This window comes from Pseudoxanthomonas yeongjuensis, from assembly GCF_010093345.1.
GTDB lineage: Bacteria > Pseudomonadota > Gammaproteobacteria > Xanthomonadales > Xanthomonadaceae > Pseudoxanthomonas_A > Pseudoxanthomonas_A yeongjuensis.
This window is the reverse complement of record NZ_PDWT01000001.1, coordinates 426663-451797: the sequence shown is the minus strand read 5'-3', so window position 1 is coordinate 451797 and position 25135 is coordinate 426663. Positions and strand designations below refer to the sequence as shown.

The following is a 25135-nucleotide window of genomic DNA, read 5'->3' as shown; positions in this document are numbered from 1 at the left end:
GATGGATCCCATTGGGCGCTATCTATTTCCTATCCCGAGCCTTCACCCGCACCGGTTCCGCGAACGGCTTGATTCCCAACGCCTCGTCGATCTCGCTCGGGTAATACGCCTTGTCCTGCTTGATCACCAGCGCGACCTTGCGGATATCGGAGATATTGGTAGTGGGATCGCCATCGACCAGCACCAGGTCGGCGAGCTTGCCGACGGCGATCGAACCGCGGTCCTGCAGGGTGCCGGTGTACCTGGCCCCGTTCCAGGTCGCCACCTGCAATACCTGCGCCGGGGTCAACCCGGCTTTCGCGTAAAGCTCGAGCTCGCGCTGCAGGGTGAAACCCGACAGCTCGTCGGTGCCGGCCACGATCGGCACGCCCGCCTTGTACATGCGCCCTACGAACTCGACCAGCTTGTCGAACGATCTGGTGTACAGCGCCGCGGTGGCATCGTCGGGGATATCCATTTCGGCCGCGCGGCGGCTGCGCTGGATGTCCGGCGGCAGGTGATCGGCCACGTCGGCCACGATCGGCGACAACTCGCCATTACGCTGATGCAGGAACTCGAACGTCGCCAGGGTCGGATCGATCACGATCCGCTTCTGCGCCAGCATGCCGATGAAGTCCTGCACCGGCTTCGAGTCGAAATCCAGGCCCGCGGTCTTCTTCGCCACCAGATAGAAACGTTCCAGTGTGCGCGTATCGGTTTCCGGGGTGACGAAGAAGTTCAGCAGCACCTGGTTGATGTGCTGGATCTCGTCGTAGCCCTGCTCCACCGCCTCATGCGCGGTCAGGAACGCAGGAATGTGGCCGCTGACGCGCAGGCCGCGGTGGTGCGCATAGGCGGTGGTTTCCGGCAGGATCGCCTTCGGGAACGAGTTGTAGATCTTGACTTGCGGATAGCCGTGGTCGGCGTACCAGTCGATGGCCTTCTTCGCCTCGGCCAGGTCCTTGATGACGAAGCCGTTGCGCGCCGACATCTTGCTTTCGCCTTCGAGGAAACCCGCCGGCACGATGTCCGGGCCCAGCAATTTTCCTTCCCCCAATTGCACCATCAGTTGCTGCAGGGTGGCGTTGTCGTTGCCCATGTCGCGGATGGTGGTGATGCCCGACGCCAGATGCAGGCCGCCATCCCACGGACCGAAATGCGCGTGCATGTCGAACAGGCCCGGCAACAGGATCCTGCCGCCGGCGTCGACAATGTTGTCGGCCTTGGCGAGCTCACCGCCGCCCTTGGAAATCGAAACGATCTTCCCGCCCTCGACCAACAGGTCGGAAGCCGGGCCGAGGATCGCATGCTCGCTGTCGAACACGCGGGCGTTGCGGATCAGGGTCGTGCCGGGCAAGGGATGGGCCAGGCGCTGCTGCATGCCCAGCAGCACTTCGCCTTCGGCCTGCTTCTGTTGCTTTTCCAGTGCATCGGCATTGGCTTCCCAGCCTTCTTCGATGAGCTGCAGGAATCCGGGATAGATGAAGGCGAACAAGCGCGGATCGTCGCCGGTCGTGGCCCAAGCGAAGGTCGGGGTCAGGCCGACGCCGGTCATGGCGACCAGTTGCACCTTGCGCTTGTCGCTGCCGCGCGCCACCTCGGCATCGCCGACCTTGCGCACGCTCAGCGTGCCGCTGGGAATCAGCGGCAATTTGCCGTCGCTGCGTTTGGCCAGGGCCGACAGCGCTACCGAAAAACCCTCCGGAGTGCCACCGAGCGCCGAATACATCGCGCTGCCGGCGACCGCCTGCCTGCCCTGGTCGGAAGTCGACTTCCATTCCACCTGGTCGCCCTTGCGCGCGAAGGTTTCATCGACCTTGGCGCCGAAGGTGGAAGTGCCGGTCACCTTGTACTCGCTGTAGGTGCCATCGGCCGCCAGCCGGTACTCCTCTTTCAGTTCCGGGCCACGGCCGTTGTCCTTGAAGATGAAATCGACATGGATGCTGCCGTCTTCGTCCTTGCGCACGACCTGTTCGCCGGCCTTGGTGCCGCCATCGACCAGGGCGACATAACGCAGGGTCTCGGCCGCCATCGCCGGACCGGCAAGGAACAACGCAAGGCACAGGCAAAGGGCACGTTTCATCGAGGTACGCTGCATCAGGGCATCTCCAGGCAATCCAGGGACCGGGCCGTGCGCCGGTTGGCCGCAGGCCGAAGCCGCGAGCATATCCCAGCCCCGACTTCCGGCTACCCCTGCCTTTCGTCACAGGCCCGGCGGCCGGGCATCGGTTAGCCTGTAAAGTCCGACTCTGCAAGGAATCCGCAGTATGACCACCCGCCTCGCCCTGGCGCTTGCCGCCTCCCTTGGACTCGCCATGCCCGCCTATGCACAGGCCGCCGCTCCGGCCACCGCCGCAGCCGCCCAGACTTCCAATCCCTTCGCCGCGGAAAGCCCGCTGCCACTGCACTACCCGCAGTTCGACAAGATCAAGGACAGCGACTTCGCTCCCGCCTTCGACGCCGGCATGGCCGAGCAATTGAAGGAAATCGACGCGATCGCCGACAACCCCGAAGCCCCGAGCTTCGACAACACGATCCTGGCCCTGGAAAAAAGCGGTCAGCAGCTGAATCGTGCGCAGACCGTGTTCTTCAGCCTGGTCGGCGCCGACACCAACGATGCGCGCAACAAGCTGCGCGCCGATTACGCGGCCAAGTTCGCTGCGCACGGCGACGCCATCGGCCTCAACGGCAAGCTGTTCGCACGCATCCAGGCCCTGTACGACAAGCGCGACACGCTGGGCCTCGATGCGGAAGGCGTGCGCCTGGTCGAGCGCTACCACACCGATTTCGTGCGCTCCGGCGCCAAGCTTTCCGATGCCGACAAGGCCAAGCTCAAGGCGATGAATTCCGAGCTGGCCGAACTGGGCAGCAAGTTCAGCGACAACGTGCTGAAGGACGTCAACGCCTCGGCCGTGATCATCGACGACGCCAAGCAGCTCGACGGCTTCACCCCCGAGCAGATCGCCGCCGCCGCCGATGTGGCCAAGACCCGCAAGCTGGAAGGCAAGTACGTCATCACCCTGCTCAACACCACCGGCCAGCCGCCGGAATCCGAGCTGACCGACCGCGCCACGCGGCAGAAACTGCACGAGGCTTCGATCGCCCGCGGCAGCCACGGCGGCGATTTCGACAACACCGCGATCATCTCCCGGATCATGAAACTGCGCGCCGAACGCGCCAACCTGCTGGGGTATCCCAATCACGCCGCGTACGTGCTGGAAGACGAAACCGCCAAGACCCCGCAGGCGGTCAACGACATGCTCGGCAAGCTGGCCCCCGCCGCGGTGGCCAACGCCAAGCGCGAGGCCGCCGACCTGCAGGCGATGATCAGGAAGGAAGGCGGCGATTTCGAGCTGGCGCCGTGGGACTGGTCCTTCTATACCGAGAAGGTGCGCAAGGACAAATTCAACTTCGACGAATCCCAGCTCAAGCCGTACTTCGAATTGAACAACGTGCTGGAAAACGGCGTGTTCTACGCCGCCAACCAGTTGTATGGCCTGACCTTCAAGAAGCGCACCGACCTGCCGCTGTACAACCCCGACGTCACCACCTACGACGTATTCGACACCGACGGCAAGCAGTTGGCGATCTTCATCGCCGACATGTACGCGCGCCCGTCCAAGCGCGGCGGGGCATGGATGAATTCCTATGTGTCGCAATCCGATCTGACCGGCTACAAGCCCGTCGTCGCCAACCACCTCAACATTCCCAAGCCGCCGGCCGGCAAGCCGACGCTGCTGACCTGGGACGAAGTGACCACCGCCTTCCACGAATTCGGCCATGCGCTGCACGGCATGTTCTCGAATGTGGAATACCCCTACTTCACCGGCACCAGCGTGCCGCGCGACTTCGTCGAATATCCGTCGCAGGTCAACGAGATGTGGGCCGACTGGCCGGCGATCCTGAAGAACTACGCCAAGCACCACGAAACCGGCGCGCCGATGCCGCAGGAGTTGCTGGACAAGGTGATCGCCGCGTCCAAGTTCAACCAGGGCTTCGCCACCACCGAATACCTGGGTGCGGCCATGCTCGACCAGCGCTGGCACCAGATCGGGGCCGACCAGGTGCCCGATGCGGCGGGCGTGATGAAATTCGAAGCCGATGCGCAGGCCGCCGATGGCCTGAATTATCCGCCGGTGCCGCCGCGCTACCGCACGCCGTATTTCAGCCACATCATGGGCGGCTACTCGGCGGGTTACTACGCCTACATCTGGTCGGAAGTGCTGGACGCCAACAGCGTGGAATGGTTCGAGCAGCATGGCGGCCTGACCCGCGCCAATGGCGACCATTTCCGCAAGACCCTGCTCTCGCAGGGCGGCAGCAAGGATGCGCTGCAGCTGTTCCAGGATTTCGCCGGTCACGCACCGAAGATCGAGCCGCTGCTGAAAAAGCGTGGGTTGCTGGCGGAAGCCGGCGATGGCGCCGCCCCTGCGTCCGAAGCCAGCAAGGAGTAAGTCCGGCACCACCGGCCGATGCCGGCCCGGTTGTTGCCTCGACGACGCCACCTCCGGGTGGCGTCGTTGCTTGCGGTTTCACGATCGACTTTACGATCAACGCCCTTGAAGCCATGCCCGCGCCCGGCGGGCGGCCCTGCTAGTCGATCAGCTTTTGCTGCTGCCCTTCCATCCGTGTCCAGTGATAAAGACCGGTGGCCGGGTCGTACACGCGGTTGGGGGCGACCTGGATCATGCCACCGAGCGGCTTGCCGGCCGCATCGAGCACGCTTGCGGGATTTTTCCGCGCAGGCGTGGCCTGTTCCGCGGACACCTGTTTCGCCGGTCCCGTGCTGGGAATGGGACTGGACGATTGCGGGCGCTGGTCGGGATCCGTAGCCACCTTGGGAACCTGCATCGGCTGCGCCTGCTCGAGCTGCGGGCCGACTCCCGTTTGCGTGGGTACCGGCTTGTTGGCCGGAACGGAGGGTTGCAGCAACTGCTGCGCAGCCGCAGGTCCGGCGGCAAGGCACATCAGCGTGGCCAGGCCGAGAGGAATGCGTTTCATGGCGCGACTCCATGGTTGGGGAATGACCCGAAACTAATCCCCCGTTGATTCATGGACCATGAAGGAAGCCGCTTCAGCGTGGCGCCAGATAGCCTTCCTTCACTCCGCCCACCGAAAGCACCACCTGCCACAACTGCGAATTGCGGATGCGGAACGTCGCCATCGAGGCGGCCAGATAGTATCGCCACATGCGCCGGAAGCGCTGGTCGTAGCGCGCGGGCAGCGACGGCCAGGCGCGCTCCACGTTGTCGCGCCAGGCCTGCAAGGTGCGATCGTAGTCGGTACCGAAGTTGTGCCAGTCCTCGATCACGAACAGACCCTCCACCGCTTCCGCGATCTGCGCGGCGGACGGCAGCATCGAATTAGGGAAGATGTAGCGTCCGATCCACGGATCCGTATGGTTGACCGAACGGTTGGTGCCGATACTGTGGAGCAGGAACAGCCCACCCTGCGCCAGGCAGCGCCGTGCCACTTCCATGTAGCCGCGGTAGTTCTTCACCCCGACATGCTCGAACATGCCGATGGAGAACGCCGCATCGAACGGCTCATCGAGTTCGCGATAGTCCTGCAACCGGATCTCGATGGGCAGGCCGCTGCACAGGTCGCGCGCGTAATCGGCCTGCTCCTTCGATATGGTGATCCCCACTCCGCTGATGCCGTAGCGCTCGGCGGCGAATTTCAGCGCCTCGCCCCAGCCGCAACCGATATCCAGCACGCGCATGCCCGGCCGCATCCGCAGCTTGCGGCAGACCAGGTCCAACTTGGCTTCCTGCGCCGCGTCCAGGCCGTCGAGCACGCGGCCGTCGGCCTGGGTCCAGTAACCGCAGCTGTAGACCAGGCGCTTGCCCAGCATGGCGGCGTAAAGATCGTTGCCCAGGTCGTAATGGCGCTCGCCGACCTCACGGCTGCGGTCGCGCGTCTGCAGGTTGAGCAGGCGCGCGCGCAGGGCATCCCAGATTTCGCCGGCGCCATGCACGCGCTGGTCCAGCCGGGCGGCGAGCAGGTGGAACAGGAACCCGTCCAGCGATTCCGCATCCCACCACTCGTCCATGTAGCTTTCGCCCAGACCCAGCGAACCCTGCCCCAGGACCCGAGCGTAGAAATGCGGATCGTGGACCTGCAGGTCCCAGGGACGCTCGCCGTCCACGCGTATGTCCGCTCCCGCAAGCAGATCGCCGACCCGTTTCTGGAAGCGTTGCTGCGGCATGGCCTGCGACCGGTCGCCGTCAGGGTTTCGCGAACAGCCCGGTATATTCGGGCGCGAGGTGCGGCAACAGGACCGCGGCGGGCACATCGACGGTCTGGGTACCGTCGGCGTACGGCCCGACCTGGTAGGGCGGGAACACGAAGCGCAATGCGGTGATCCTGCCCTGCGCATCGACGATCGGCTGGAAAGCGGCGAAGTTGGCGACATCGGGCGCGGTACCTTCGTCGATCATCTTGTCGGCTGTGCGCACGAACTCGAGGCGTTCTTCGGGCGGCATTTCGTCGGCATCCGCACGCACCGATACGCTGGTGTGCAGCTGCTCGCGGATGTAAGTGGCGATGGCCGCCCAGCCTTCCACCCGCGGGACCAGTTCGCTGGCGGTCAACAGCTTGTTTTGCGCTGGCAACCAGACGAAGCGCGCCACCAGCGGTTCGCCATGGGCGCCACCGGTATAACGGCTGCCATCGGCGGCGACCGCGACCAGTTCCGGCGTTTCCACCAGTTGCTCGAAGCTCAGCGACAACTCGTACGGCGCGGAAGGCTTGTCGTTGCCGAAACCGGCGACGGCCTGCATCAACTCCGCGCGGGCGGCATCGGCATAGGCGGAAACGGCCTGGGCCAGGCCGGGATACTTGTTGATCGTCGGCGGGTAACTGATGCCGACGATGTAGCCCTCGGTGGTCTCGATGACGTCCTTGAGCTCCGGGACCGCGGCGACGGTGCCGGTAGCCGTATCAGCCGGAACCGTCTGCGCGGGGGCCGGCGCTGCCGGGACATCGGCTTCGCGCTTGCACGCCGCTGCCATCAGGACGACCGATACCAGCAGGGCGGGCTTCAGCAAGGCGAGGTTCAACAGGGATCGCACGGTCAGGCTCCTTCCAATGAGGCATACAGTCTATGCCGCGACGCAACAAGCCGCCACGCTCAGGCATCGACCAGATCGGCGTATCCGGGATGGCGCCGGATATATTCGGCCGAATAGGAACATAGCGGCACTACCCGCAGGCCCTCGGCACGGGCGTAGTCCAGGGCGGACCTGACCAGTTCCCCCGCCACCCCGCGCCCACCGATGGCTTCCGGCACGCCGGTGTGGTCGATGAGCAGGCGCCCGCCCTGGCGGCGATAGACCAGTTCGGCCTCGTGGCCGTCCAGCCGGGCGCTGAAACGTCCTGAAGCGGGGTCGTGGCTGATCTGGATGGACATGGCGGGATCTCCGATAGGTGGGGGGGTTGCCTGACTCTGCCATTTTGCCGTGGGCGGTCGCGGGCGGCGGCATAACTGGACGTTGCACGTCACATTCAGCCGGCGATCCGGCGCCTGCACCCCTTCCACAAGGCTTTCCGGACGCCTTCCCGGAGTTGGCACGATTACTGCTTTATCCCTCCCACGAGTTAAACAAACGGGGAACGGCATGAGCCTTGACGACGCAACCATCAGCAACAACGCTACTTCCAGCGACTTCACCCTGCTGGAAGGCCTGTACCAGCTCGCCGTCACCGGCCACACCGATGACTGGGAATTCGAGCGCCTGAACAATGCCGTGTACGAGCGCCTGCTGTCCTCGTACAACAGCGTGGACATGGGCATGCATGCCGTGGCCAATCCGCAGAGCATGATGGACTGATCTTCCGCGCCGCCTCCACCGGCGCATGAAAAAGCAACAAGAGGCCTGACCACAGGTCCGGACGCGGGCGGCATCGACCGCCTGCGTCGATTTATCTCCAGGTGAACTTCGATCCGACGCAAGGCATCAGCGATTATCGCGCTTGCCCTGGTTGTGGCGATCCTGCGTGCCGATGCTGCCCTGGATCGCCTTCATCCTGCTTTCCGCCGCGTGCAGCTCCGTTGCCTTGTCGGCCGCAACCACCGACTGATGGTCCTGCCCGGCCACGTGCGCATGCTGTGGATCGAGTTGTTGCCATGGCTGCACCTCGCGGTCATGCGCCTGTTTCTGCGCCAGCAGTTCTTTCGTCCTGGCCAGTGCCTGTGCAGGCGTCGGCTTGCGTGGAGCTGCCTTCCTTGCCGGTGTCTTGCGCACTGTGGGAGCAGTTCTGGTCGTGGCCGGCCCGGTAGCGAGCTTGCCGACCGCTTTCTTGACGGCTGTTTTCTTGGAAGCCGTTTTCTTGGGAGCTTCCTTCCTGACCGCCGCCTTCTTGGCTACAGGCGCTTTCTTGGCTGAAGGCTTCGCTGCAGGCGGTTTCGTGACTGTCCTCAGCCGCCGGGTGAATGCCGGATCAATCGCCTCCTTTCCTGCGGCTTTCCGGGCCACGGCCTTCTTGCCCACGGCTTTCTTGGCGATCGCCTTCTTGACGGCTTTCTTGGCTGCGGGTTTCTTGCCCGCGACCTTCAAGGCCATCGTCTTCTTCACTGCTTTGCGCGCCACCGGCTTCCTGGCGGAGGAGGCCTTGGCTGTCTTTCGCGGAGCAGCAGGTTTGTCGGCAGTCTTCCTGGCGACCTTCCTTGTGGCCTTACTGGCAGGCTTGCGTGTGCTGCGGGTAGCCATCGTTCACGACCTCCGGTCCGTTTTCCACGAGTCGATGCACATGAATCACTTCACATGCATCAATCGATAGCATGCGGAACATTCAGATCCGGTGATCGCGAACGATCGGCCTTCAACCGCCGAGCGAGGGATTCAACAGTTGCTGCAGGAAATGCCCCAGCACTCTTCCATCCATCAGCAGCATGAACAATATGCCGTAAGCCGCACCCGCTAGATGCGCGCTGTGGTTGATGCGATCGCCGCCGCGCCGGTCCATCCAGATGCTGTAACCCACGTAGAGCACCGCGAAAACGATCGCCGGCAACGGGATGAAGAAGACGAAGATCAGCTGCCAGGGCGCGACCAGGATGAAGGCGAACAGTACCGCCGAGACCGCACCGGACGCGCCCAGGCTCAAGTAATTGGGGTTGTGCTGGTTCTTGAGATAGGTCGGCAGGATCGAAACCACCAGCGCGGAAATGTAGAAAACCGGATACACCCAAACGCCGACCAGACCGCTCATCAGCATTTCGATCTGCCGGCCGAAAAAATACAGCGTCATCATGTTGAACAGCAGGTGCATGAAATCGGCATGGATGAATCCATACGTCACCAGCCGGTCGTACTGTTTGTGCTTGTCGATCGCCGGCGGCCACAGGATCAGGCGGTCGGCCAGCTTGCGGTTGTTGAAGGCCAGCCACGACACCAGGCAGGTGATGGCGATCAATGCGTAAGTGACGGGGGATTGCATCAGACCGCTCCTGCTGCACGGTAGTTGTCCTGCATCGGGTAGCTGCGCGCATACAGCGCGAAGACCGCCGCCGCGACGAAGGCGAACAGGGCGAAGAAGAACATCAGGAATGCGTTCTCGCTGAGCCCGGTGCCCGCGATCCTCGAAATGACCGTTTCATTGCGCACCGCCGCGTTGGTCAGCAGCACCCACAGGCTGCCGAAGGTGCTGGCCAGGTACCAGAACGCCATGATCACGCCCTTCATCGCCTGGCTGGCCTGGCTGTAGGCGAACTCCAGCGCGGTCGCGGAGACCAATACCTCGCCGAAGGTGAGCAGCGCATACGGCGCGATCTGCCACGCCAGCGACACCGGATCCCCGCCGTCTATCGACAGCTGGATCATGCCCGCCACGATCCAGGCCACGCCGGAAAACGCGATGCCCCAGCCCATCCGCCTGAGCGCGGTCGGCTCGAAGCCCCAGCGGCGCAGCGCCGGGTACAGGACCAGGTTGTTGAACGGGATGATGGCCATCACCAGCAACGGATTCAGCGCCTGCATCTGGCTGGCTTCCTTGACCAGCCAGCTCGGCCACCACCACTGGTCGTGCGGCACCATCATGGTCTTGCCCTGCAGCACCCAGGTCGAGGCCTTCTGGTCGAACAACGACCAGAACGGCGTGGTCAGCGCGAACACGATGATCACCCGCAGCACCGAACGCACGCTGTCGATGGCGGCATCGGGATGGCGGCCACGGGCGCGTTCGAGCTGCATCGACACGCCGATGCCGCCAAAGGCGATCAACGCGCCCAGCGCCAGGCAGGCGGTGATGACGAAACCGAAATCCTCCGGCCAGAAACCGGGCTTGAATGCCCAGCACAGCAGCATTGCCACCGCCAGCACCATGCCAGCCTGCACTACCCGCAGGCCCGCGCTGCCCTGGCCCTCGACGCGCGTAGTCAGTGCGGTGCGTGCGACGTTGAAGAACGAATCGGGATCCTCGCCGCGCGTGGGCGGCACCCGCACGTATTGCCTGCGCCCCAGCCAGAAGATCAGGGTCGCGATGAACATCAGCACGCCCGGGATGCCGAAGGCCACCGCGGGGCCGTAGCTGCGCAGGAACAGCGGCATCAGCAGCGAAGCGAAGAAACTGCCGAAGTTGATGATCCAGTAGAAGAAATCGAACACGACCTTGGCCATGCTCTTGTTCGACTCGTCGAACTGGTCGCCGACGAACGAGACCACCAGCGGCTTGATCCCGCCCGAACCCAGCGCGATCAGGAACAGGCCGGTGTAGAAGCCGTTGCGGTTGTCCTCGAACAACGCGAGGCAGGCATGGCCGGCGCAGTAGATCAGCGAGAACCACAGCACGGTGTCGTACTTGCCGAAAAACCGGTCCGACAACCATCCGCCGAGCAGCGGGAAGAAATACACCCCGATCACGAAGCTGTGGAACACATCCTTGGCCGCGCCCTGGCGATCCGCCTCCGGCAGATAGGCAAGGATCACGCTGCTGACCAGGAACTGGACCAGGATGTTGCGCATCCCGTAGAAGCTGAAGCGCTCGCAGGCCTCGTTGCCGATGATGTAGGGGACTTGTCGCGGCAAGCGTGCGGGTTGCGCTCCGGCGGTCGGGTTCATACGGTGTTCCTGCATTGATTTCAGGAAGGGTAACCCATGGACCCACTGCCGATCGATGTTCCCGGCTGATGCGGCGCGGGCCCGCAACGTGCATCATTGGTCCCGAATCCTCCTGAAAAGCCGCCCATGTCCAAACTGATCTGGTTCTCGCTGCTCATATTCAGTATTCCCGCCCACGCCAGCGACGACGCGCTGAGCACGGTTTCCGAGCGCTCCGGCTTCGTCCAGACCGGACGCTACGCCGAGGTGATCGCGCTCTGCGATTCCTTCGCCAAGGCTTACCCGGAATCGGTGCGCTGCATCGATTTCGGCACCTCGCCCGAAGGCCGGCCGATGAAGGCCCTGGTCGCCTCCACCAGCGGTACGCTGGATGCCGCCGGTGCGCGCGAACGTGGTTTGCCCGTGGTCCTGATCCAGGGCGGCATCCATTCCGGCGAAATCGACGGCAAGGACGCAGGCTTCCTGGCCTTGCGCGAGATCCTGGAAGGCAAGGTCGCGAAGGGCGCGCTGGACAGACTGGTGTGGGTGTTCGTGCCGGTGTTCAGCGTGGACGGCCACGAGCGCTTCGGCGCCTGGAACCGTCCCAACCAGCGCGGGCCCGAGCAGATGGGCTGGCGCACCACCGCCCAGGGCTACAACCTCAACCGCGATTACGTGAAGGCCGACGCGCCGGAAATGCAGGCGATGCTGGGCCTGGTCAACGAATGGGACCCGCTGGTCGAAGTCGACCTGCACGTCACCGATGGCGCCAAGTTCGAGCACGATGTCTCCCTCCAGGTCGAACCGCTGCATGCCGGCGATGCGGAATTGCGCAAGGCCGGCCGCGCCTGGCGCGACGGAGTGCTCGCCGATCTTGCCGCACAGGGTTCGCTCCCCCTGCCCTACTATCCTTCGTTCGTGGTTTATGACGACCCCGCTTCGGGCTTCGAGGACGGTGTGGCGCCGCCACGTTTTTCGCATGGCTACTTCTGGCTGCGCAACCGCATGGGCATGCTGGTGGAAACCCATTCGTGGAAGACCTATCCGGTACGCGTGCGGGTGACCCGCAACGCGATCGTCTCGGTGCTGGAACAGGTGGCGCAGCACGGTCGGCAATGGCTGCGGGTCGCCCATGAAGCCGATGCGCGTTCCAGCCATCCCGGCAAGCTTGCGGTACCCCTGGCTTATGCCGCGGGCAAGGAATCGCACCTGGTGGATTTCCGCGGCTACGAGTACACGCGCACGCCCTCGGAAGTGTCCGGCGCACTGATGACGCGCTATGACGAAAGCAGGCCGCAGGTCTGGAAGGTTCCATTGCGCGACAACGTGCAACCCAGCGTCAGCGTGGTGCCGCCTGCCGCCGGATACCTGGTGCCTGCGGCCCATGCGGCGTGGGTAGGCGCGAAGCTGAAACAGCACGGCATCGAGTTCCGCACAATCTCCGCGCAACCCCGGGCGGCGGTCGAAACCTTCCGCGCCAGCGAGGCGACGCCGGCCGCGGCATCCGTCGAAGGCCACCAGCGCATGGCTTTGAAAGGCGAGTGGAAAGCGGAAACCCGCGACATCGGCGATGGCGCATTGTTCGTCCCCATCACCCAGCCGAAGTCGAAACTGGCGATGTCGATCCTGGAACCGTTGGCCCCGGATTCGCTGGCCGGCTGGGGCGAATTCAACAATGCCTTCGAGCGCAAGGAATACATGGAGGACTACGTGGCCGAGGACGTGGCGCGGGAGATGCTGGGCAAGGATCCCGCATTGAAGGCGCGGTTCGAGAAGCGCGTCGCCGAGGACGCGGCGTTCGCCAAGGACCCGCAGGCGCGCCTCGACTTCTTCTACCGGCTGCATTCTTCCTGGGATGAGCGCTACAACCTGTACCCGGTGATGCGGACCGATGCTGTTCCGGATTGACGATCGCTGCAGATCCGGGCTTGCCCGGATCCGCAAAGCTGGCGCGGGAGAGTCGGCCCTCATGAAAATTTCCATCTCCCTCTTCTTCCTGCTCATCCTCTTGAATGGATGCCGGACCATGCCCGCAACCGACGCTCCGGAGCACGGCACGCTCAAGATCGCGACCCTCAACCTCTATCACGACAAGGACGACTGGCCCAGGCGGCGCGTGCAGATCGTCGAGGAGTTCAAGCGGGAACGGCCCGACGTAATCGCGCTGCAGGAAGTGATCCAGCGCGAAGGCCTGGTCAACCAGGCCGAGTGGCTCGCCGGTCAGCTGGGATACGCCTGGCATTTCGTCAGCACCGACCCGCCCGGCAAGCCGATGCGCTACGGCAACGCGATCCTCACCCGCCATCCCGTCCTGCTACGCGGCGAACAACGCCTGCGTCCGCTGGACGACAGTCGTACGGCAGGATTGTTGCGCATCGACCTGGACGGGCGTGCGCTGAATGTCTATGTCACCCACCTGCACTGGACCGACCAGGGCGGCCCGATCCGCGCTCAACAGGTGGCCGACCTGCTCCAGTACATCGCCGCGACCTCCGAAGGCATTGCCAGCATCGTCGCCGGCGATTTCAATGCGACTGCAGATTCCCCGGAGCTGACCTCATTGCACGGCGGCTTCATCGACACCTACGGCAGCCAGCATCCCGACGCCGACCCGGTTTCCAGCAGCACCTTGAACCTGAAGTACTACGCGCCGAAGCGCATCGACCATGTCTTCTACCAGCGCGGCGAGTTCACCCCGGTTTCGTCGCAGGTCATCTTCAACCAGGCCGATGCCGACGGCACCTGGGCGTCGGACCACTATGGAATGCTGGCGATCCTGCGTTTCCAATCCGCTGGCAAGGACTGAAGTTGCAGGAGGGGCTTCAGCCCCGACGGAGTCCGACGGAAAGCACCGGGGCTGACGCCCCTCCCACAAACGCCCTCGACAACTCTGGTATTTCCAGTTGCGTTGCTTGCCCTCCGCCATCCACTCGACCGCCTGGGCGATGCGGCGCCGCCGGGTTTCGTCGCGCTTAGCTTCGATGATCCATTGCATGTATTCGCGACGAGCACCGGGGCCGAAGGCATCGAAATCCCGCAGAGGATTCCACCCGCATGGCCGAAGGACGGCGCACCCCACTTGATGCTTTCCTCTACCTGCGGGCAGGCCCCGTGCACGAGGCTGCGCAGATGCCGCAGGATGGGCCGGCGCTTTTCGCGATATAGGCATCGATACGCGGGTCGGGGTCGGACATGGCAACGCTCGACTGTGAATGCGGCACTTTACTACCGGCCGTTGGCGGGCGACCATGCCGGTCCTTCCCGCGCGCTCCTTTCCCCCGAGGGTATCCGCATGAATGCACGCGCCCTGCTCCTGATCGGCGCCATCGCGCTGTCCGCTTGCACTTCGGACAAGTCGCCTTCCACCGGGGCCGTTCCGATGCCTGCGGAACCTTCGGCTCCCGCGACCGCACAGGCTTCGCCCTGGGAACAGGCCAGGACGCGCGGCATCTTCTTCCGCGGCATCGGCAACGAGCCGGGCTGGCTGGTGGAGGTCGGTACCGGCGAAACTCCCGCACTGCATGCCGAGCTGGATTACGGCGAGCGCAGGATCGACGTCGCACACGCACAGCCGCTCGCCGCAGCCACGGGTTACATGGGCACGACCGGCGATGGCGTTGAAGTGAAACTGCGACTGCAGCGCGGGGATTGCAGCGACGGCATGAGCGATGAGACCTATCCGGTCTCCGCGAAGCTCAACGTCGGCGACAAGACCTACACGGGCTGCGGCCGCTTCCTGCAGGAATGAAAACCAGATGACCCGTCGCTCCCGTTCCCGCAACCGATCCACCGCGCGCAAGCCGGGGCTCATCGCCCTGGTCCTGGTCGTGCTGCTGGCCGGCTGGTTCTGGCAGCAGCAACGGACGCAGAAGCCGACGGTTGCGCAGGAAGCCACATCTTCGACGATCTCCGGCAGCGACAGGCAGATCAAGCCACTGCCTCTGCCCGGAGCGGAAAGCGAAAACGGAAACGGAAACGACGCCGGTCGACCCGCCGACACTCTGCCCGTCTTCCTGCCGCCGGAAGCGCACGGGACGCTGCGCCTGATCGCACGCGGCGGACCGTTCCCGTATCCGCAGGACGGCAGCGTGTTCGGCAATCGCGAACGGCGCCTGCCCGACAAACCGCGTGGCTACTACCACGAGTACACCGTGGATACCCCTGGCCTGAGCCATCGCGGCACGCGCCGCATCGTCACCGGCGGGCAACCGCCCGTCACCTACTACTACACCGATGACCACTACGACACGTTCCGCAGTTTCCAGGTGGCGCGATGACCCAGTCCGGTTTTGACCTGGGGCTGGACGATCCCGCGCGCGCCGGCGTCTTCTTCGTCACCAACGAAGACCTCAACGTGCTGGGCGCGGCCGCGCACGATGCCGGCCTGCTGCCCTGCCATGTCGACCTGATGGGCTGCGCCAACAAGGCCACCCTGCTGTTGCGCATCGCCGTGGCCATGGAGTTCCCGACCACTTCCAGCCGCAACTGGGACGCGCTGTCGGACTGCCTCCGCGACCTCAACTGGATGCCGGCCGGCGGCTATGTCCTGCTGTTCGAAGGCGCCGGCGAACTGCATCACGAGGACGAAGAGGATTTCGACACGCTGGTCAGCATCCTCGACGAAGCCAACCAGGCATGGAAGGCGCGCGAGGTCCCGTTCTGGGCCTTCCTGGCTCTGCGCGAACGGGATTTCGTCGAACTCGAGGACTGATCGCGCCACTCATCCGCCGCCAGGCCTACGCAGTTCAGCGCGATGCTGCGATCATGGCGCATGACTGAAAACGACATGACCGACGACGACAAAGACTTCGCCAGCCTGGGCCTGTCGCCCGGACTGCAACAGGGCGTGGAAGCCGCTGGCTACACGCAGATGACCCCGATCCAGGCCGAAAGCCTGCCTGCGATCCTCGCCGGGCGCGACGTGATCGCGCAGGCGCCGACCGGCAGCGGCAAGACCGCCGCCTTCGGCCTGGGCCTGCTGCAGCGGCTCGACCCGGGACTGATCCGCGCCCAGGCGCTGGTGTTGTGCCCCACCCGCGAACTCGCCGACCAGGTCGGCAAGCAGCTGCGCAAGCTTGCCAGCGGCATTCCCAACCTCAAGGTGCTGGTGCTGACCGGCGGCATGCCGCTGGCGCCGCAACTGGCTTCGCTGACCCATGATCCGCACGTGGTCGTCGGCACCCCCGGCCGCATCCAGGAGCTGATGCGCAAAAAAGTCCTGCACCTGGGCGGCATCCGCACGCTGGTCCTGGACGAAGCCGACCGCATGCTCGACATGGGCTTCGAGGAAGCGATCCGGGAAATCGTCGGCAAGACCCCGAAGGAGCGGCAGACGCTGCTGTTCTCGGCGACCTTCCCCGAGGCCATCCGTGGAATCGGCCGCAACACCATGCGCGATGCGCTCGAGGTCACCGCAGGCGGCGTGGCCGAGCAACCCGTAATCGAGCAGACCTTCTACGAGGTGGAACTGTCGCGCAAGCAGACCACCCTGGCCGGATTGCTGTTCGAGCAGCGCCCCGAATCCAGCGTGGTGTTCTGCAATACCCGCCGCGACGTCGACGAAGTGGCCGAGTCGCTGAAGCACTTCGGCTTCACCGCCCTGGCCCTGCATGGCGACATGGAGCAGCGCGACCGCGACGAGGTGCTGGTGCGCTTCGCCAACCGCAGTTGCAACGTGCTGGTGGCCAGCGACGTGGCCGCGCGCGGACTGGACATCGACGAACTGGCCACCGTGATCAACTACGAACTGCCGACCGATCCCGACGTGTACGTGCACCGCATCGGCCGTACCGGCCGCGCCGGCAATGGCGGCCAAGTCCTGTGCCTGGTCACCCCGCGCGAGATCTCGCGCGCGCATGCGCTCGAAGAGCGACAAGGCGTGCCGTTGCGCTGGAAGAAACCGGTCGCGGTGGCTCCTGCCGCGCGCAGCGCGCCGCCCGCGGCGATGGCGACCCTGCGCATCGACGCCGGACGCACCGACAAGCTGCGCCCGGGCGACATCCTCGGCGCGTTGACCGGAGACGCGGGCCTGCCGGCCAGCTCCATCGGCAAGATCGACATCTTCGCCACCCGTTCCTATGTCGCCATCGTGCGCAACCAGGCCAACAACGCGCTGGCGCGGCTCGATGCCGGCAAGATCAAGGGCCGCAACTTCCGCGTGCGCAAGATCTGAATCCCAAAGAATGCAATGCAGGAGCGACGCAAGTCGCCAAGTCCGTAACCTCAAACCGTGCGGACTTCGCGACTTGCGTGGCTCCTACCACTCCGGGTCAGGAACTGCAGGACAGCATCGAACACCCGGCCCGGTCGCGCGCCCAATCCGGCCGCCGTTGCGCGAAGCGTTCGTTGCCGGGCTGGTCGTCGTAGGGCCGTCGCATCACTTCCAGCAACTCGGCGATCCCGGACTCATCGCCAGCCTCGGCCCGGTCTATCACCTGCTGGACCAGGTAATTGCGCAGCACGTAACGCGGATTGGCCGCACGCATCCTGGCTTTCCTGGCTTCGATGTCCAACGGATCGTCCGCCGCCCGCCGCGCATAGCGCTGGAGCCAGTCGGCCAATGCGGGTTCTATCGCATCGCGCTTGCCCGCGTCGTAGAACGCATCCGCCAACGATGCGATGCCCAGCATGGACAGGTCCACATCAGCCAGGTTGCGGAAGAAGATCGTCATGTCCATTTCGCCCGCATGCAGCAGCGCGTGCAACTTCTCCATCAATGCGATGTCGTCGTCGCCGCACTCCGCCAGGCCCAGCTTGCGCGCGATGTTGTCGCGCTCCGCCGCAGCATGGACTTCGCGATAGCGCTGCAACCCTTCCTGCAATGGCTCTGGAGTGGCGAACAGCGGAGAAAGCGCCGCAGCCAGTCGGGTCAGGTTCCAGTAGGCGATCTTGGCCTGCCAGCCGAAACGGTAGCGGCGGCCCTGCGCGTCGGTGGTGTTGGGGGTCCAGTCGGGATCGTAGTCGTCGATCCAGCCGTAGGGGCCGTAGTCGATGGTCAGGCCCAGGATCGACATGTTGTCGGTATTCATCACCCCGTGCACGAAGCCGACCCGCATCCAGTGCGCGATCATGACCGCGGTGCGCTCGCAGACGCTGGCGAACCACTGCGCATGGAGCGCTTCGCCTTCGCCCTGCAATTCCGGGAAATCGCGGCGGATAGCGAAGTCCACCAGTTGTCGCAGCAGCGGCAGTTCCCCGCGCGATGCGGGAAGTTCGAAGTTGCCGAAACGCAGGAATGAAGGCGCCACACGGCAGACGATAGCGCCGGGCTCGGCCCGCGGATGGCCGTCGTAGAACATGTCCCGGACCACCGTTTCGCCGGTCGTCACCAGGCTCAGCGCGCGCGTGGTCGGCACGCCCAGGTGATGCATGGCTTCGCTGCACAGGAATTCGCGGATCGAGGAACGCAAGACGGCGCGACCATCGGCATGGCGCGAATACGGCGTGGGCCCTGCCCCTTTCAACTGCAATTCCCAACGCTGGCCGGCGGCATTGACCGCTTCGCCCAGGGAAATGGCCCGGCCATCGCCGAGTTGCCCGGCCCAATGCCCGAACTGGTGGCCGCCATAGTTGGCGGCGTAAGGCTGCATGCCTTCGAGCAAGGCGTTGCCGCCGAAGATCCGGGCGAACTCGGGTGAAGTGACGTCCGCTTCATCCAGATCGAGCAAGGCGGCGGTTTCCCGGGACCAGGCCAACAAGCGTGGATCCGCGACCGGGATCGGCGCCACCCGCGAATACAGGGCATCGCGCACTTCGCGCACACCGCCCCCCGATACCGGATCCGCGGGGAGGCCGGCGATGAAGCGGTTATCGAACAGCAGCGGTTTCATCGGTACAGGCTACGCGCCAGCGACACGAATTACTGCCGCGCAGACAAAAACGCCGGGGCAAGCCCCGGCGTCGGTAACGAGCTATGCGGTCGCTATTACAGCGGCTGCACTTCGTCGGCCTGCATACCCTTCTGGCCCTGCACGGCGACAAAGCTCACGCTCTGGCCTTCCTGCAGCGACTTGAAGCCGGAACCCTGGATCGCGCGGAAATGCACGAAAAGGTCCGGGCCGCTCTGCGGGGTGATGAAGCCAAAACCCTTGGCATCGTTGAACCACTTGACGGTACCGGTTTGACGGTCAGACATCTTTGAAACTCCTGAAACGGATGAAAAAAATCACGGCCGGGGATCCGTGCCGAGACTGAGTTGCAGGTGTTAAGCAAAGCGGAAAGATGTAGCTGATCGTTTTGGATCGACTGCATCAGGCCACGATTCACGGTGACCCAAGCAAACACAGTGCCGCGCACACTACACACCTTTTCCCGGAAAAGCCAATCCCCCCGCCCAACCACCCCTGACCGGGCATGACCGGCGCCGGGCCGGTTTGGCCTAAACTGGGGGCCCCTCCCGGAAAGAAGCCCATGGCCAAGCCCAATTATTCGTTCGAAAAGAAGCAGCGCGAGATCGCCAAGAAGAAGAAGCAGGACGAGAAACTGGCCAAGAAGCAGGCCACGCGGGAGCCCGGGCAGGCCGAGAATGCGCCGCCGGCCGGTTCCGACCCCTCCTCCGGCGGTGGCCGCTAGGTAGCTGCCTCCAGCTCCCTCCGGCTCTCGAACTCCCGTTCCAGCCCAGTCAACGGGTCCACGAAGGACAGCCCCTTGGCCAGCAGCTGCAGCGGCCGGGAGTAGTCGCCGGAGGCCGGGACTGTCAGCCCGGGGTAGTACGGGTCGTTCCGGATCGGCGCCCCCAGCGCGGCCATGTGCACCCTGAGCTGGTGTTTGCGGCCGCTGACCGGGAACAGCGCATACCGCCACCATTCCCCTTCCCCTGCCAGGACCTCGATCAGGGTCCGTGCATTGGCCTCGCCCTCCACTTCCTGCATGCGGAAGAAAGGCTCGGACTTGACCAGGCGGGTCTCGCGCAACAGAGGGAAAACACATCCGGGCAAGGCGGGCGCCACCGCTTCGTAGCGTTTTTCGATCCGGTGCCGGCGGAACAGTTCCTGATACGCACCGCGACTATCAGGACGAACTGAAAACAGCACCAGGCCGGCCGTATCGCGGTCGATGCGGTGCAGCGGCACCAGTTCCCTGATGCCCAGGCGGCCGACCAGCCGGGTCAGCAATGTTTCCCGCACATGCCTGCCGGTGGGCGCCACCGGCAGGAAATGCGGCTTGTCGACCACCACCAGGTGTTCATCGACATGGACCAGGGTTTCCTCGAAGGGGATTACTGGTTCATCGATGACTTCCCGGAAATAAAGGATGGTCCTGCCCACCCGATAAGGCGCATCGGCGGACAACACCTGCCGCTCCGCATCCAGTACCCGGCCGCGCGCGAACCTGTCCTGCCATTGCTCGCGGCCGATGCGCGGGAAACGGGCGCACAAGCCATCCAGCAAGGTAGGCCACTGCCCCGGCGGCAGCTGCAGTGCGCTGGCAATTTCCTCTCCGGCCGGGATGACGCAATCTGACAAGGCAAGGCTTCCGTGGAGCAAGGCCGTATCATGGCCGACCTTTCCTCCAGGCACCTCCATGGCGCTCAAATCCACTGTGGTCAAGGCCGAGTTGCAGATCAGCGACCTGGACCGCCACTACTACGCCACGCACAACCTGACCGTGGCCCAGCACCCTTCCGAAACCGACGAGCGCCTGATGGTGCGGCTGCTGGCGTTCGCCCTGTTCGCCGAGGAACGGCTGGAATTCGGCCGTGGCCTGAGCCAGGACGACGAGCCGGATCTCTGGCTGAAGGAACTCACCGGCGAAATAGACCTGTGGATCGACCTGGGCCAGCCGGAGGAGGCGCGCATCCGCAAGGCCTGCGGCCGCGCACGGCGGGCGGTCGTGGTCACTTATTCGGGCCGCAGCGCGGACATCTGGTGGGAAAAGAACTCGAACTCGCTTGCACGCAACAGCAACCTGACCGTGATCGACATCGCCGCCGAAACCGTGTCCGCGCTCACCGCACTGATGGCCCGCGGCATGCGCCTGAACGTGATGATCCAGGATGGCGAAGTGCAGGTACTGGGCGGCGACGTGACCGTGGAGGTCCGGCCCCTGGTGCGCCAGGCGGCGAAGTAGGCGATGAGCCACAGCCACGATGTGCTGGTCATCGGCGGCGGCGCGGCCGGGTTGATGTGCGCGTTGACCGCGGGCCGGCGCGGCAAGCGCGTGCTGGTGGTCGAACACGCCAACCGCGTGGGCAAGAAGATCCTGATGTCGGGCGGCGGGCGCTGCAACTTCACCAATACCGGGACCACGCCGGCCAATTACCTTTCCGCCAATCCCCACTACTGCAAGTCGGCGCTGGCGCGCTACACCCCCTCCGATTTCATCGACCTGGTCGACCGCCATGGCATCGCCTGGCACGAGAAGGAGCTGGGGCAACTGTTCTGCGACGACTCTTCGAAGCAGATCGTGAAGATGCTGCTGGACGAATGCGAAGCCGCCGGTGTACGCATCGAAACCGGCTGCAGCGTGGAACGCGCGCAGCACGCCGACGAAGGCTTCCGCCTGCACACCACGCGCGGCAGCCTTTCCGCGCCGGCATTAGTGGTCGCCTGCGGCGGCCTCTCCATCCCCAGCATGGGCGCCAGCGGTTTCGGCTACGAACTCGCGCGCCAGTTCGGCCACGCGGTGCTGCCGACCCGTGCCGGACTGGTGCCCTTGACCCTGACCGGCAAGCACCAGGAACACCTGCAGGACCTGAGCGGCGTGGCGTTACCGGTCGAGGCGAACTGCAACGGCAGGAGTTTCCGCAACTTCATGCTGATCACCCATCGCGGGGTCAGCGGCCCTTCGATCCTGCAGGTCTCTTCCTACTGGCAGCCGGGCGACGACCTGCGCCTGGATCTCTTGCCGGGCCAGGATGCACTGGAGGTCCTGCAACGGATGCAACGCGAGCGGCCGGCGGCCGAACTCAGGACCGTGCTCGGCGACCTGTTGCCGAAGCGCTTCGCCCAGCGCCTGTGCGAGGTGTGGCTGCCGCAATGGAAGCCGCAGCGGCCGATGAAGCAGTTCAACCTGCCCGAACTGAAACAGATCGCCGCGCAGCTGCAGGCCTGGCCGCTGATCGCCAGCGGCACCGAAGGCTACCGCACCGCCGAAGTCACTCTCGGCGGCGTGGATACGGATGAGCTGTCCTCCAGCACCATGCAATCGAAGAAGGTTTCCGGGTTGTACTTCATCGGCGAAGTGGTGGACGTCACCGGCTGGCTGGGCGGCTACAACTTCCAGTGGGCGTGGGCGTCGGGGCATGCCGCCGGTAACGCGGTCTGACCGATCACTCCGGTTTGTAGGAGCGACGCAAGTCGCGAAGGCGACACTGTCGATAGATCGTTGATTGCGGCGGCCGATGATTCCGGGGCTTCGCGACTTGCGTCGCTCCTACAATCGCACCTACAACGCTCCTTCGTCAGCGCATCGCTTCGGCGGCGAGTTCGAACGAGCGCAACCTCGCGTCGTGGTCGAACACATTCGCCACCAGCAGCAATTCATCCGGACGATGCCGGTCGATGAACGCCGCGATGCCGCGCTTCACCGTTTCCGGGCTACCGACCACGCTGCAGGCCAGCGCATTCTCAACGCCCAGCTTCTCGTGCGGTTCCCAATAGGCCTCGATATCGTCGATCGGAGGCGGGATCAATCCCGCCTTGCCGCGACGCAGGTTGACGAAACTCTGCTGGGCGGTGGTGAACAGGCGTTTCGCTTCGGCGTCGGTCGCGGCGACGACGACGTTCAGGGCCAGCATCGCGTGCGGCTGGGCCAGATGCTGCGAAGGCCGGAAATCGCGGTGATAGACCGCCAGCGCCTGGTCCATCGCATCGGGTGCGAAGTGCGAGGCGAAGGCGAACGGGAGCCCCAGTGCCGCGCTCAGTTGCGCACTGAACAGGCTGGAACCCAACAGCCACACCGGCACGTCGAGCCCTGCGCCGGGGACCGCACGCACCAGTTGACCGGGCTGCACCGGCGCGAAATAGCCCAATAATTCCTGCACGTCGTGCGGGAACTGCTCGGCGCTGTCGAAATAGCGGCGCAAGGCCTTGGCCGTGGGCTGGTCGGTGCCGGGCGCGCGGCCCAGGCCCAGGTCGATGCGGCCCGGATACAGCGAGGCCAGCGTGCCGAATTGTTCGGCCACCTGCAGCGGCGCATGGTTGGGCAGCATCACCCCGCCGGCGCCGACCCGGATGGTCTTCGTGCCGCCGGCGATGTATCCGATCAACACCGCCGTCGCGGCGCTGGCGATGCCCGGCATGTTGTGGTGCTCGGCCAGCCAGTAGCGCTGGTAGCCCCAGCCTTCGGCGTGCTGCGCCAGGTCCAGGGTATTGCGGAAGGCCTGCGCGGCATCGCTGCCTTCGCAGACCGGGGCCAGGTCGAGTATCGAATAGGGAATCATGGCTGCTCGCTCGAAAGTCATTGCTTCGAGATGGGGGCTGGTTACGTCAATGGCAAACGGATGGGCGGGACGCTGAGTTCCGGGACTTGCAGGCGCCTCGTTTCGCGACTCACGTCGCTCCTACAGAACGCGTACTCAGCTCAACAAGTCGAACGGACCGCCCTGCTCCAGTGCTTTCCGGTAAGCCGGCCGCGCATGGATGCGCTGCAGGAAGGCGCGCAGGTTCGGCTTGTCGTCGAGCCCGTAACGCGCCGACGCCGCTTCCACCGGAAAGCTCATCTGGATGTCGGCCGCGCTGAATCCGTCGCCGGCGAACCAGCGCGACTTGCCCAGCTCGCCTTCCATGTAATCCAGGTGCAGCTCCACCTGCGGCCCGACGAAGGTCTTCATCACCTTATCCGAAATGCCCTTGGCCACCGGTTTCACGAAGAACGGCATCGGCGCCTTCTTCAAGCGCGAGAACACCAGGCTCATCAGCAGCGGCGGCATCGCCGAACCTTCCGCGTAATGCATCCAGTAGCGGTAGCGCAGTTGTTCCGGCGTGCCGGGCGATGGCGCGAAGTTGCGCGCGGAATCGTAGCGTTCCACCAGGTATTCCAGGATCGCGCCGGATTCGGCCAGGGTATTCCCGCCATCCACCACCACCGGCGACTTGCCCAGCGGATGCACCTTGCGCAGTGATGACGGGGCCAACATGGTCTCGGCATCGCGCTGGTAGCGCACCACGTTGTAATCCAGGCCCAGTTCCTCCAGCAACCAGAGCACGCGCTGCGAACGGGAGTTGTTGAGGTGGTGGACGGTGACCATGGAAGCCTCGGGGGAAATGGATCCGGCAGGGAGGCCGGCATCGACCACCGGATCATAGCCCGCGCGATGCGATGGCCAGGTCAGGCCGCATCCACCAGCGGATTGAGTTCCGCATCCAGGGCGACACGTTCGTCGAACACGAAGCAGCGGCCCCGGTAGCCCTGTCCGCCGATCTGTTCGAAATAGCCCAGGATGCCGCCCTCCAGCTGCAGCACGTTGTCCATGCCGGTTTCCTGCATCCACAGCGCTGCCTTCTCGCAACGGATGCCGCCGGTGCAGAAACTCACCACGGTAGCGTCGGCCAGTCCGTCACGATGCGGCTCCATTGCTTCGGGAAGATCGGTGAATTTGTCTATCGGCAGGGTCAACGCGCCGACGAAGGTGCCGTGCTCCACTTCCTGCCGGTTGCGCGTGTCCAGCAGCACCACGCGCTTGCCCCGGTCGTCGTGGCCCTGTCGCAGCCATTGCGCCAACGTCGCCGGCGCGACCGCAGGCGCCCGCTTGGCCAAGGGCGAGGCGTCGTCGCGACGGAAACTGATGATTTCCGGCTTGACCTTTGTCTTCAGCCGCGCGAACGGTTGCCTGCGGCTGTGGCTGAACTTGACCCGGATCGCGGCGAAACGCGGATCCGCGCGCAGTTGCTCGAAGAACGCGCGGACAGCACTTTCTTCGCCCGCAAGGAACAGGTTGATGCCCTCGCCTGCGACCAGCGAAGTGCCGCGCAGCCCTCCAGCGCCGGCCCAGGCATGCAACTGGCCAGCCAGCGCCTCCGGGTCGGCAATGGGAACGAAATGATAGGCAGCGGCGTTGAGGATCATGCGTCCATTGTAAATGCACTGTCCGCGCTGCTTTTCCATCGTCGTAGATCCGAGCTTGCTCGGATGCTTTTGATCGTGAGCCAAGAGCATCCGAGCAAGCTCGGATCTAC

The 25135-nt window shown here is 64.7% G+C and carries 25 protein-coding genes and 1 pseudogene; 11 read left to right on the top strand and 15 right to left on the bottom strand.

Features of this window, described 5'->3' with window-relative positions:
- Nucleotides 1–22: 22 nt before the first annotated feature.
- Entirely contained in the window at nucleotides 23–2077 is a 2055-nt protein-coding gene (locus CSC74_RS02155) for an amidohydrolase family protein (protein ID WP_246192911.1), read from the bottom strand.
- 169 nt (nucleotides 2078–2246) lie between these two features.
- Between CSC74_RS02155 and CSC74_RS02150 the strand changes: the two genes are divergently transcribed.
- Nucleotides 2247–4433, top strand: coding sequence for a M3 family metallopeptidase (locus tag CSC74_RS02150; RefSeq protein WP_162312770.1), 2187 nt, complete (start codon nucleotides 2247–2249; stop codon nucleotides 4431–4433).
- 139 nt (nucleotides 4434–4572) lie between these two features.
- On the opposite strand, the gene CSC74_RS02145 is transcribed toward CSC74_RS02150, so the two are convergent.
- The 4 genes from CSC74_RS02145 to CSC74_RS02130 all read right to left on the bottom strand — a co-directional run bounded on the left by CSC74_RS02145 (nucleotide 4573) and on the right by CSC74_RS02130 (nucleotide 7390).
- Nucleotides 4573–4980, bottom strand: coding sequence for a hypothetical protein (locus CSC74_RS02145; protein ID WP_162312769.1), 408 nt, complete (start codon nucleotides 4978–4980; stop codon nucleotides 4573–4575).
- Nucleotides 4981–5053: 73 nt separating this feature from the next.
- A complete protein-coding gene (gene cfa, locus CSC74_RS02140; protein ID WP_162312768.1) occupies nucleotides 5054–6187 on the bottom strand; it encodes a cyclopropane fatty acyl phospholipid synthase in 1134 nt (377 codons plus the stop codon).
- Between the two features lie 19 nt (nucleotides 6188–6206).
- Complete coding sequence (locus CSC74_RS02135) at nucleotides 6207–6992, bottom strand: DUF3298 and DUF4163 domain-containing protein (RefSeq protein WP_211369565.1); 786 nt, start codon at nucleotides 6990–6992, stop codon at nucleotides 6207–6209.
- 119 nt (nucleotides 6993–7111) lie between these two features.
- The gene (locus CSC74_RS02130; RefSeq protein WP_162312767.1) at nucleotides 7112–7390 is read right to left on the bottom strand and encodes a GNAT family N-acetyltransferase; all 279 of its coding nucleotides are present in this window, start codon (nucleotides 7388–7390) and stop codon (nucleotides 7112–7114) included.
- A gap of 208 nt (nucleotides 7391–7598) precedes the next feature.
- Here CSC74_RS02130 and CSC74_RS02125 point away from each other — a divergent pair, with 208 nt between their 5' ends.
- A complete protein-coding gene (locus tag CSC74_RS02125; RefSeq protein ID WP_162312766.1) occupies nucleotides 7599–7811 on the top strand; it encodes a hypothetical protein in 213 nt (70 codons plus the stop codon).
- Nucleotides 7812–7937: 126 nt separating this feature from the next.
- Here the strand turns inward: CSC74_RS02125 and CSC74_RS02120 are convergent, their stop codons facing one another.
- The 3 genes from CSC74_RS02120 to CSC74_RS02110 form a co-directional block, all read right to left on the bottom strand.
- The gene (locus tag CSC74_RS02120; protein WP_162312765.1) at nucleotides 7938–8690 is read right to left on the bottom strand and encodes a hypothetical protein; all 753 of its coding nucleotides are present in this window, start codon (nucleotides 8688–8690) and stop codon (nucleotides 7938–7940) included.
- A gap of 112 nt (nucleotides 8691–8802) precedes the next feature.
- On the bottom strand, nucleotides 8803–9420 hold the full coding sequence (locus tag CSC74_RS02115) for a rhomboid family intramembrane serine protease (RefSeq protein WP_162312764.1): 618 nt from the start codon (nucleotides 9418–9420) through the stop codon (nucleotides 8803–8805).
- Nucleotides 9420–11054, bottom strand: coding sequence for a POT-type proton-dependent oligopeptide transporter (locus CSC74_RS02110; RefSeq protein ID WP_425501400.1), 1635 nt, complete (start codon nucleotides 11052–11054; stop codon nucleotides 9420–9422). The genes CSC74_RS02115 and CSC74_RS02110 overlap by 1 nt, the downstream gene beginning before the upstream one ends.
- Before the next feature lie 111 nt (nucleotides 11055–11165).
- On the opposite strand from CSC74_RS02110, the gene CSC74_RS02105 reads away from it, so the two are divergent.
- Together CSC74_RS02105 and CSC74_RS02100 are read left to right on the top strand one after the other, a co-directional pair.
- Nucleotides 11166–12926 (top strand): M14 family metallopeptidase, encoded by a 1761-nt coding sequence (locus CSC74_RS02105; RefSeq protein WP_162312762.1) that lies wholly within the window; start codon nucleotides 11166–11168, stop codon nucleotides 12924–12926.
- Between the two features lie 118 nt (nucleotides 12927–13044).
- Nucleotides 13045–13824, top strand: a complete 780-nt coding sequence (locus CSC74_RS02100; RefSeq protein ID WP_162312761.1) for an endonuclease/exonuclease/phosphatase family protein — start codon at nucleotides 13045–13047, stop codon at nucleotides 13822–13824.
- A 257-nt stretch (nucleotides 13825–14081) separates the two neighbouring features.
- Here the strand turns inward: CSC74_RS02100 and CSC74_RS17510 are convergent.
- A pseudogene (locus CSC74_RS17510) lies at nucleotides 14082–14135 on the bottom strand (hypothetical protein); the annotation flags it as partial.
- A gap of 175 nt (nucleotides 14136–14310) precedes the next feature.
- Here CSC74_RS17510 and CSC74_RS02090 point away from each other — a divergent pair.
- From CSC74_RS02090 to dbpA, 4 genes are all read left to right on the top strand, one after another.
- Nucleotides 14311–14766: a hypothetical protein gene (locus tag CSC74_RS02090; protein WP_162312760.1), complete on the top strand. Its 456-nt coding sequence runs from the start codon at nucleotides 14311–14313 to the stop codon at nucleotides 14764–14766.
- 7 nt (nucleotides 14767–14773) lie between these two features.
- Nucleotides 14774–15295 (top strand): ribonuclease, encoded by a 522-nt coding sequence (locus tag CSC74_RS02085; RefSeq protein WP_162312759.1) that lies wholly within the window; start codon nucleotides 14774–14776, stop codon nucleotides 15293–15295.
- Nucleotides 15292–15729 carry a barstar family protein gene (locus tag CSC74_RS02080; RefSeq protein WP_162312758.1) on the top strand — a complete coding sequence of 146 codons (438 nt, stop codon included), beginning with the start codon at nucleotides 15292–15294 and terminating at the stop codon, nucleotides 15727–15729. Before CSC74_RS02085 ends, CSC74_RS02080 begins: the two co-directional genes overlap by 4 nt.
- Nucleotides 15730–15804: 75 nt before the next feature.
- The gene (gene dbpA / locus CSC74_RS02075; protein WP_162313685.1) at nucleotides 15805–17190 is read left to right on the top strand and encodes an ATP-dependent RNA helicase DbpA; all 1386 of its coding nucleotides are present in this window, start codon (nucleotides 15805–15807) and stop codon (nucleotides 17188–17190) included.
- Nucleotides 17191–17287: 97 nt separating this feature from the next.
- On the opposite strand, the gene CSC74_RS02070 is transcribed toward dbpA, so the two are convergent.
- A complete protein-coding gene (locus CSC74_RS02070) occupies nucleotides 17288–18847 on the bottom strand; it encodes a protein adenylyltransferase SelO (protein WP_162312757.1) in 1560 nt (519 codons plus the stop codon).
- 95 nt (nucleotides 18848–18942) lie between these two features.
- Nucleotides 18943–19152 carry a cold-shock protein gene (locus tag CSC74_RS02065; RefSeq protein ID WP_093279947.1) on the bottom strand — a complete coding sequence of 70 codons (210 nt, stop codon included), beginning with the start codon at nucleotides 19150–19152 and terminating at the stop codon, nucleotides 18943–18945.
- A gap of 275 nt (nucleotides 19153–19427) precedes the next feature.
- Here CSC74_RS02065 and CSC74_RS17400 point away from each other — a divergent pair, with 275 nt between their 5' ends.
- The gene (locus CSC74_RS17400; protein WP_170865771.1) at nucleotides 19428–19589 is read left to right on the top strand and encodes a hypothetical protein; all 162 of its coding nucleotides are present in this window, start codon (nucleotides 19428–19430) and stop codon (nucleotides 19587–19589) included.
- On the opposite strand, the gene CSC74_RS02060 is transcribed toward CSC74_RS17400, so the two are convergent.
- Nucleotides 19586–20482 (bottom strand): pseudouridine synthase, encoded by an 897-nt coding sequence (locus CSC74_RS02060; protein ID WP_246192909.1) that lies wholly within the window; start codon nucleotides 20480–20482, stop codon nucleotides 19586–19588. The genes CSC74_RS17400 and CSC74_RS02060 overlap by 4 nt on opposite strands.
- A gap of 58 nt (nucleotides 20483–20540) precedes the next feature.
- On the opposite strand from CSC74_RS02060, the gene CSC74_RS02055 reads away from it, so the two are divergent.
- Both CSC74_RS02055 and CSC74_RS02050 read left to right on the top strand, forming a co-directional pair.
- On the top strand, nucleotides 20541–21086 hold the full coding sequence (locus tag CSC74_RS02055) for a YaeQ family protein (protein ID WP_162312755.1): 546 nt from the start codon (nucleotides 20541–20543) through the stop codon (nucleotides 21084–21086).
- A gap of 3 nt (nucleotides 21087–21089) precedes the next feature.
- Complete coding sequence (locus tag CSC74_RS02050; RefSeq protein WP_162312754.1) at nucleotides 21090–22283, top strand: BaiN/RdsA family NAD(P)/FAD-dependent oxidoreductase; 1194 nt, start codon at nucleotides 21090–21092, stop codon at nucleotides 22281–22283.
- Nucleotides 22284–22419: 136 nt separating this feature from the next.
- On the opposite strand, the gene CSC74_RS02045 is transcribed toward CSC74_RS02050, so the two are convergent.
- From CSC74_RS02045 to CSC74_RS02035, 3 genes are all read right to left on the bottom strand, one after another.
- Nucleotides 22420–23400, bottom strand: coding sequence for an LLM class flavin-dependent oxidoreductase (locus tag CSC74_RS02045; protein WP_162312753.1), 981 nt, complete (start codon nucleotides 23398–23400; stop codon nucleotides 22420–22422).
- A gap of 135 nt (nucleotides 23401–23535) precedes the next feature.
- A complete protein-coding gene (locus CSC74_RS02040) occupies nucleotides 23536–24207 on the bottom strand; it encodes a glutathione S-transferase (RefSeq protein ID WP_162312752.1) in 672 nt (223 codons plus the stop codon).
- Nucleotides 24208–24287: 80 nt separating this feature from the next.
- Nucleotides 24288–25025 (bottom strand): sulfurtransferase, encoded by a 738-nt coding sequence (locus CSC74_RS02035; protein ID WP_162312751.1) that lies wholly within the window; start codon nucleotides 25023–25025, stop codon nucleotides 24288–24290.
- Nucleotides 25026–25135: the final 110 nt, after the last annotated feature.